Source organism: Synechococcus sp. F70.1 (assembly GCF_047502745.1).
Lineage (GTDB): Bacteria > Cyanobacteriota > Cyanobacteriia > Thermostichales > Thermostichaceae > Thermostichus.
Genome location: NZ_JANSJL010000069.1, coordinates 19,011 through 25,603, shown reverse-complemented (window position 1 = coordinate 25,603; position 6,593 = coordinate 19,011). Strand labels below are relative to the sequence as shown.

The following is a 6,593-nucleotide window of genomic DNA, read 5'->3' as shown; positions in this document are numbered from 1 at the left end:
GTGTTGGGGAGGAGGACGGTGCTGGCTTGGCTGGGGGGAAGTTGGTTGGCCACCGTCAGCTCATAGGCTTGCAACAGCCGCTCTGCCAGCTCCTGCATGGTCTGCGGCCGCTCGTCCGGGTTTTTCTTCAGACAATCCATCACCACCGCTACTATGGCGGGTGGGATCGGCTGGGGGGCTGTCTCTGGGTTGATCTCAAGGGGGTTTTCATAGCAATGGGCGTGGATCCAACTGTTCAATGAGTCGGTTTCCAAGCGAAAGGGCATGGATCCCGTCAGCATCTCGTAGAGCACCACCCCTAGGGAGTAGATGTCTGAGCGGGCATCCAGAGATTTGCCGCGTACCTGTTCAGGAGAGGCATAACGAGCCGTGCCGATAAATCCGCCCCCTTTTTGGGTGCCTAGACTAAGGGTGTGATCCGCCAGCGTTTTGGCCACGCCGAAGTCGAGGATCTTGAGCTGAGACGTAAGCTGGCCATCTTGAAAAACGCGCTCGACAAACAGGTTGCTGGGCTTGATGTCGCGGTGAATCACGCCCCGAATCTCGCGGCCTTCCACGTTAGCTCGGAAGGTGTGGGCAAAGTGCAGCCCTTCACAAGCCTGCAGGGCCAGCCGAATGGCCTGCCGAACTGGCAAGGCTCCTTTTTCTCGGATTAGCTTCCCCAGATCCTGTCCCTTGAGGTACTCCATCACCAAATAGGCGTGCTCCCCCTCTTGGCCGTGATCCAGGACTTTGACGATGCGAGGATGTTGGCCTAAAAGGGTGCTGACGCGGATCTCTTCGGCAAAGCGGCGGCGCAAATCATCGAGCTGGGCGTTCCCTCGGCTCAGCAGGGTAGGGGCATATTGACGGCCACCTCTTGGCCGTTGTTGTGTAAGTCCAAAGCCCGAAAGACGGATCCCATGCCGCCACCACCGATTTCCTGAATCAGTTGGTAGCGGCCGCCAAAAATGCGATTGGTGAGATCGGGGACCATAGGTTTGCAGGCACAAAGCAGCTTGGGCAGGGATGTCCATACGATAAACCAATTGCTGGAGTTTATACCCGCTCACTCAGGGATCCCGTTTGCTCCCTAAGGGGATAGTCATCCTCAGACCCTCTCTCTGGGAGCAAGAGGTAGGGGTAGCGCTCTGGGCCACTCGCGCGTTCGCAACAGCGCAGCAATAACGACGTAACAAGCTGTTTCACTGCCATTCGTTAGATCAAAAAATTCCCAGTAAATTGTGAAAAAAAGCGGAAGAGAACGCTTGAGGAAATTTGTCTGGGCAACCCCCAGCTTGAAGAGGGATGATGGGAAAGGATCCCTGCGCGAGGTCAGCCATGGATCTGGGCTTGGTGGTGATTGCCTACAAGGAGGGGGATCGCCAGAGCAAGGCTACCTGCCAGCTGTGTGCAGAGCAGCTGCGTCGGCGCGGCGTTACGGTACTGACGGCTCCCACTGGCTTGCACCACAACCCCTACCCGGTCTTTTTGGAGGCCACCTCGGATCCCATCGATTTGGCGGTGGTGCTGGGGGGAGACGGCTCGGTGTTGGCGGCGGCCCGCCACCTTGCTCCCCATGGGATCCCCATTTTGCCCATCCAGTCGGGAGGCAGGCTGGGGTTCTTGGCCCAGTCGGAGCAGGTGCTGCACCAGGATCCCTGGGATCGCATTCAGGCAGGAGACTTTGTCCTCCAAGCTCGCATGATGTTGCAGGCCCAGATTTGGGAGCAGCCCCAACTGGGACAAGGGGCTGTCCCTGGAGAGGGAAAGCAGGAGGGCCGCCCGGTTAGCGAAGTGTACTACGCCCTCAACGAAATGTGCCTAAAGCCCATCAACCGGGAACGCCTGCCCGCCGCCATCATGGAAATCGAAGTCAATGGCGAGGTTCTGGATCAGTACCACGGAGATGGCGTGCTGGTGGCTACTCCAACGGGATCCACCTCCTACACCTTGGCAGCCAACGGCCCTATCCTCGAGCCTACCTTTGAGGCCATCATCATCACCCCCATCTGTCCCCTCAGCTTGTCCAGCCGGCCCATTGTTATCAGCGGCACGGCCACGGTGGAGATCTGGCCCCTTGCCGATCCAGAAGGGCTGACCCGCCTCTGGACGGATGGTGTCTTGGCTCAATCGGTCAACCCTGGCCAGTGGGTGCAAATTCGACGCGCTCCCCTGCCAGCCAAGCTGCTGATCTTAGAAAAAGACCTTTCCTACTTCCGCACCCTGCGAGAGAAACTGCAGTGGGCCGGCAGCCGCATCTACATTCCCACTACCAACCACTGCCCGCCAGGGAGATAGGGAGGCCTTACTCAATCGGAATAAATTGCAGCAGGGATCCCGGCTCAACGAGATGACCTGGCACCGCTTCCCCCTCCTGAGGAGGGTGAGCTAGGAGCAGGCAGCGATCTTGGGGAGTGAGGCTGAAGCCAGTAGGGGAGTTGGAGGGCCCTTGGGAGCCTAGCTGCGGGTCCCCGACGAACGTCAGTTGGGCTAGGAGGGCCAACAGCCAGTCGAGATGGGGCAGATCGGCCCCGAAAGCAGTTCGCGTCTGCAAGGTGGCCAGAGCCACGGGGTAGCCTTCTCGAATCAAATAAGTGAGGATCCCAGCGCAGCGTTCTACAGCCCGCTCTAGCTTGTTGCGATGCGCTTCAGGGCTTTCTCCCCGCGGCTGCCAGCGATTTTCAAAGCAGAGGACAATGGCCTGGGAACGGGGGCGCTCCAGCTCCCGCACGACCAGTTGATCTCGCTTGGCCGAGATCTTCCAATGCACAGAGCGCACATCATCTTGGGGACGGTATGGCCGCAGGCCGAGGTAGTCCCCCTCCTGGCCGGGCTGAGGGCGCAACTGGCTGCTGCCGCTAAAGTGCTCCCACAGCAGCAGTCCCTGGACGGGGGCAGGCTGGGGAAATACAATCACCGCCTGCGGCTCCTCGATCGCCACTGCCTTGCGAAAGAGTTCAAAAGGAAAGCTGGTGGCAATCTCAAAACCCTGCAGCTGCCACACCCCTCGCCTTGGGAAGGTGTGCTGATAGAAGGTGTCCAGCTTGGCACCAGGATCCAACCGCAGCACATAGCTGGAAGGCCAATCCGTCCGCTTCAGTCCCTCGATGCGTTCCCTCACCTGGAGGGAAAAACTGGGCAGGCGGCGTTTGCGATTGACCAGTGTCAGCCCCACCAAGACCGGCTGGCCAGCAAAGATGCGGCTGGGCAACTGCCGGCTCACCTCCAGATCCTTGAGGGTAAGCTCGGAGAGGAAGCCGCTAAGAAGAATGAGGCTAAGCAGCATCCCCAGAACCAAGTAGAGAGGATTGTTGCCAGTGTTAAAGGCGGCAATACTCACTAGGAGCGTGATCCCAACAAACCAGCCCCCGATGCGAGTAAAGCGCAGGCGGCGTAGAAAACGAACGCGCTCTTTCGATGACAGCTTTGCAGGGACAGCTCCGAGTTGGGGAAACTGGTGCAACCACGGAAATAGTTGAAGTAATCTTCGGCTGAGCTTCGATAGCACCTGAGCTCCCTCCTCCAGGGCTGCTAGGGTTCTTCTGCCAAGATTTCAGCAATGGCCAGGGCCACCCGCTCCTGTTGCTGGAGGGTCAACTCAGGAAAACAGGGCAAAGACAACACCTGGGCAGCACAGAGCTCGGCATTGGGCAAATCTCCAGGCTTATATCCCAGCTTGCGGTAGACGGGCTGGAGATGAAGGGGAGTAGGGTAGTAAACTCGGCTGGCAATGCCCCGCTTCTGCAACTGCCGCTGCAGTTGGTCGCGCCGCCGCGAGTCGGTTGGGTGGGAACCGGGCACCCGCACCGTGTACTGATGCCAAACGGAGTTTCCCCCCTTTGCCACCTGGGGCAGGATGAGGCCAGGGATCCCTTGCAACAGGCGGTGATAGCCCTCGGCAATGGCCTGCCGCCGCCAGTTCCACTCCCGCAGGTAGGGCAACTTGACCGACAGGATTACCGCCTGCAGCGCGTCCAGACGGCTGTTGAGGCCGATGTATTCGTGGTGGTATTGGCCAACTTGGCCATGGTCTTTGAGGATGCGCACCTTGCGGGCCAGTTGCGGATCCCGGGTCACCACTGCCCCGCCATCCCCTGCAGCCCCCAAGTTTTTGGTGGGAAAAAAGCTAAAGCAGCCAATATCTCCCCAGGTGCCCACCGGCTTGCCTCCCCAGCAGGCCCCTATGGCCTGGGCGCAATCTTCCACCACTGCCAACCCATGGCGTCGCGCAATGGCCAAAATTTGGGTCATGTTGGCTGCCTGGCCAAACAAATGCACGGAGATTATGGCTTTGGTGCGCGGGGAGATGCTTCTTTCGAGAAGCTGGGGATCCAGGTTGAAGGTGCAGGGATCCACATCCACGAACACCGGCCGTGCCCCCACCAAATCGATGGCCTCGGCGGAGGCAAAAAAGCTAAAGGCAGTGGTGATGACCTCGTCGCCCGGTTGGATCCCCAGAGCGCGCAGGGCCAACACCAAAGCATCGGTGCCGGAGTTGCAACTGACGGTCTCCAGATCGCCGCCGCCGAGAAACTGCGAAAACAGCTCCTCGAACTGCCGCACTGCCTCTCCGCCAATGTAGCGCCCAGAGGCCAGCAAAGCTTCCACCTGAGGCAAAAGGGTCCTAGCCAAAGCGCGGTATTGCAACGTCAAATCCAGCAGCGGGATCGGCTCATCCGTCATGGTGCTGCCTTTTGGGGTAGCGGCCACAGCCCATCATCGAGGATGAGAGTTCCAAAATTGGGCCTTTTTGTAGCTTAGTTGCTGAGAAGCCGCTGGGAGCCAGACCCGCTCCGAATTGAGCCCAACCTGAGCTAGAGTAAACGCGGTACATCCCTGGCCAGGGATCCCCTAGGCTGGATACAGCTATCGACAGGATGTTCTATGGAGATTGCTTCTCAAGCAGTTCTCGGCAAAGCCCCTTTGGCCCCCCGAATTCTCGCTTTGGTGCCGGGAGGGATTGGCGACCAAATTCTTTTCTTCCCCACCCTAGCGAGTTTGCGGCAGCGCTTTCCAGAAGCGGAGCTGGAGGTGTTGGTAGAGCCGCGGGCGGCAGCTGCCTACGAGGTCTGCCCCTCGGTGAATCGGGTGCTGACCTTCCCATTTAAGGAGCAACTTTCGCTAGGGGATATCAGCGATCTGCTGGGGCGAATCCGCGAGCGGCAGTACGACGCCGTGCTCAGCCTGGGCAGAAGCTTGTGGGTCAAGCTGTTGCTTTGGCTAACTGGGATCCCAAAGCGGGTTGGCTATGCCCCGCCAGGGCCTGGGCGACCTTGGCTGACCGACCCGGTGCCTCTAAAGCTGGCCCAATACGCCGCCGACATGTACCACGACCTGCTGCAGGGGTTCGGCATTGCCGCGCCGGCAGGCTTGCCCCAGCTTCGCCTCAAAAAGACAGCCCTGGAGTGGGCTGAGCAGGAACGCAAGCGCCTGCTGGGGGAGGGCAGCCAAGATTATGTGCTGTTGCACCCTGGCGCCAGCCAACTGTCCCAGGAGAAAGGCATCCAGAAGATCTATCCCCCAGAGAAGTGGGTTAGGGTGATCAAGGGTTTCCGGGAAAAGCGGCCGGAGCTGCCGCTCGTGCTGGTGTTGGGGCCAGAGGATGAGAAGCTGGCGGAGGGCTTTCTGTCGCAACTGCCGAATCTGCCGGTGAGCCGCCCGCCCCAGCTAGGCCAACTGGCGGCCTTGATTGCTGGCTCCACCCTGCTTCTGTGTACCGACAGTGCCCCCATGCACCTGGCGGTGGCCACGCAAACTCCCCTGGTGGCTCTGTTTGGCCCTACTGACCCAGAGCGGCTTTTGCCTTCCGAGGGGCCGTTCCGCGCCGTCAAGGCCGCCAATGGGGTGATTGACTCCATTGCCCCTGAGCAAATCCTAGAGGTGATCTTCCCCGGCTAGAAGCAGGGCTTGCCATGCGGACGAAGGGACTTGAACCCTTACGCCTTGCGGCACTAGATCCTAAGTCTAGCGCGTCTGCCATTCCGCCACGTCCGCAAGAGGTGGGATCCCGCTCACCTATGCTAACCCAAGCTGGCTCTGGCTAGCTCGGCAACTGGCTTGCGGCGACCTTCAGCTCTTCTGTGGCGTCCAAAACCATCCAGCTTTGCCCTGCCGTTTGCTGCCACAGCTCAAAGTGGAGATGCGGCCCAGTCACCGCTCCCGTTGCCCCCACATAGCCAATGAGGGATCCCTGCTTAACCCCTTCTCCTGGGGTGACAGCTACTTTAGACAGGTGACCATAGCGGGTGCGCCGGCCGCCAGCATGCTCTAGGACAACCGTGATCCCCAGATCTCCAAGAGAGCCGGCACTCACCACCTTGCCGCTCAAGGCAGCCAGGACTGGCTTGCCCAAGCTGGCCCCCAGATCCACGCCGGCGTGAAACTCCGGCTGACCCTTGAGGGGGTGAATCCGCAAGCCAAAGCCAGAGGTGATCGGCGCGGGGTGGGGCAGCGGATAGAGCAGTCGCTCTTTGCTGGGGGACGAGGTAGGCAAGGTCAGCGGCGGCAGCTCAGGGGTTTCCTCAATGCGAAGCTCTCCCCCTGGCAGGAGAAGGAGGCGGCGGCTGGAGCTGCGCTCCACCAACACCACCGGCACCCCACTTTCCGGCTGG

Annotated in this window: 7 protein-coding genes and 1 tRNA gene; 2 read left to right on the top strand and 6 right to left on the bottom strand. The window is 60.1% G+C overall.

Features of this window, described 5'->3' with window-relative positions; genetic code table 11:
• Positions 1–800: serine/threonine protein kinase (locus NW860_RS07455; protein WP_414513384.1), on the bottom strand; the 800-nt coding region annotated here is incomplete at its 3' end.
• Positions 801–826: 26 nt separating this feature from the next.
• Complete coding sequence (locus tag NW860_RS07450) at positions 827–976, bottom strand: hypothetical protein (protein WP_414513382.1); 150 nt, start codon at positions 974–976, stop codon at positions 827–829.
• Positions 977–1,320: 344 nt separating this feature from the next.
• Between NW860_RS07450 and NW860_RS07445 the strand changes: the two genes are divergently transcribed.
• Positions 1,321–2,280, top strand: a complete 960-nt coding sequence (locus NW860_RS07445; RefSeq protein ID WP_414394599.1) for an NAD(+) kinase — start codon at positions 1,321–1,323, stop codon at positions 2,278–2,280.
• Positions 2,281–2,287: 7 nt separating this feature from the next.
• Here the strand turns inward: NW860_RS07445 and NW860_RS07440 are convergent, their stop codons facing one another.
• Complete coding sequence (locus tag NW860_RS07440) at positions 2,288–3,322, bottom strand: DUF58 domain-containing protein (protein WP_414513380.1); 1,035 nt, start codon at positions 3,320–3,322, stop codon at positions 2,288–2,290.
• 191 nt (positions 3,323–3,513) lie between these two features.
• Positions 3,514–4,665 carry a DegT/DnrJ/EryC1/StrS family aminotransferase gene (locus NW860_RS07435; RefSeq protein ID WP_414513378.1) on the bottom strand — a complete coding sequence of 384 codons (1,152 nt, stop codon included), beginning with the start codon at positions 4,663–4,665 and terminating at the stop codon, positions 3,514–3,516.
• A gap of 201 nt (positions 4,666–4,866) precedes the next feature.
• Here NW860_RS07435 and NW860_RS07430 point away from each other — a divergent pair, with 201 nt between their 5' ends.
• A complete protein-coding gene (locus NW860_RS07430) occupies positions 4,867–5,880 on the top strand; it encodes a glycosyltransferase family 9 protein (RefSeq protein WP_414513376.1) in 1,014 nt (337 codons plus the stop codon).
• 15 nt (positions 5,881–5,895) lie between these two features.
• Here NW860_RS07430 and NW860_RS07425 read toward each other — a convergent pair.
• Both NW860_RS07425 and NW860_RS07420 read right to left on the bottom strand, forming a co-directional pair.
• Positions 5,896–5,976, bottom strand: a tRNA-Leu gene (locus tag NW860_RS07425).
• Positions 5,977–6,022: 46 nt separating this feature from the next.
• A partial coding sequence (locus tag NW860_RS07420) for a M23 family metallopeptidase (RefSeq protein WP_414513374.1) occupies positions 6,023–6,593 on the bottom strand: 571 nt, incomplete at its 5' end.

Excerpts from the sequence above, each read along its gene's own strand:
- NW860_RS07435 (WP_414513378.1), bottom strand. The coding sequence starts at position 4,665 with ATGACGGATGAGCCGATCCCGCTGCTGGATTTGACGTTGCAATACCGC.
- NW860_RS07430 (WP_414513376.1), top strand. The coding sequence starts at position 4,867 with ATGGAGATTGCTTCTCAAGCAGTTCTCGGCAAAGCCCCTTTGGCCCCC.
- NW860_RS07445 (WP_414394599.1), top strand. The coding sequence starts at position 1,321 with ATGGATCTGGGCTTGGTGGTGATTGCCTACAAGGAGGGGGATCGCCAG.
- NW860_RS07450 (WP_414513382.1), bottom strand. The coding sequence starts at position 976 with ATGGTCCCCGATCTCACCAATCGCATTTTTGGCGGCCGCTACCAACTG.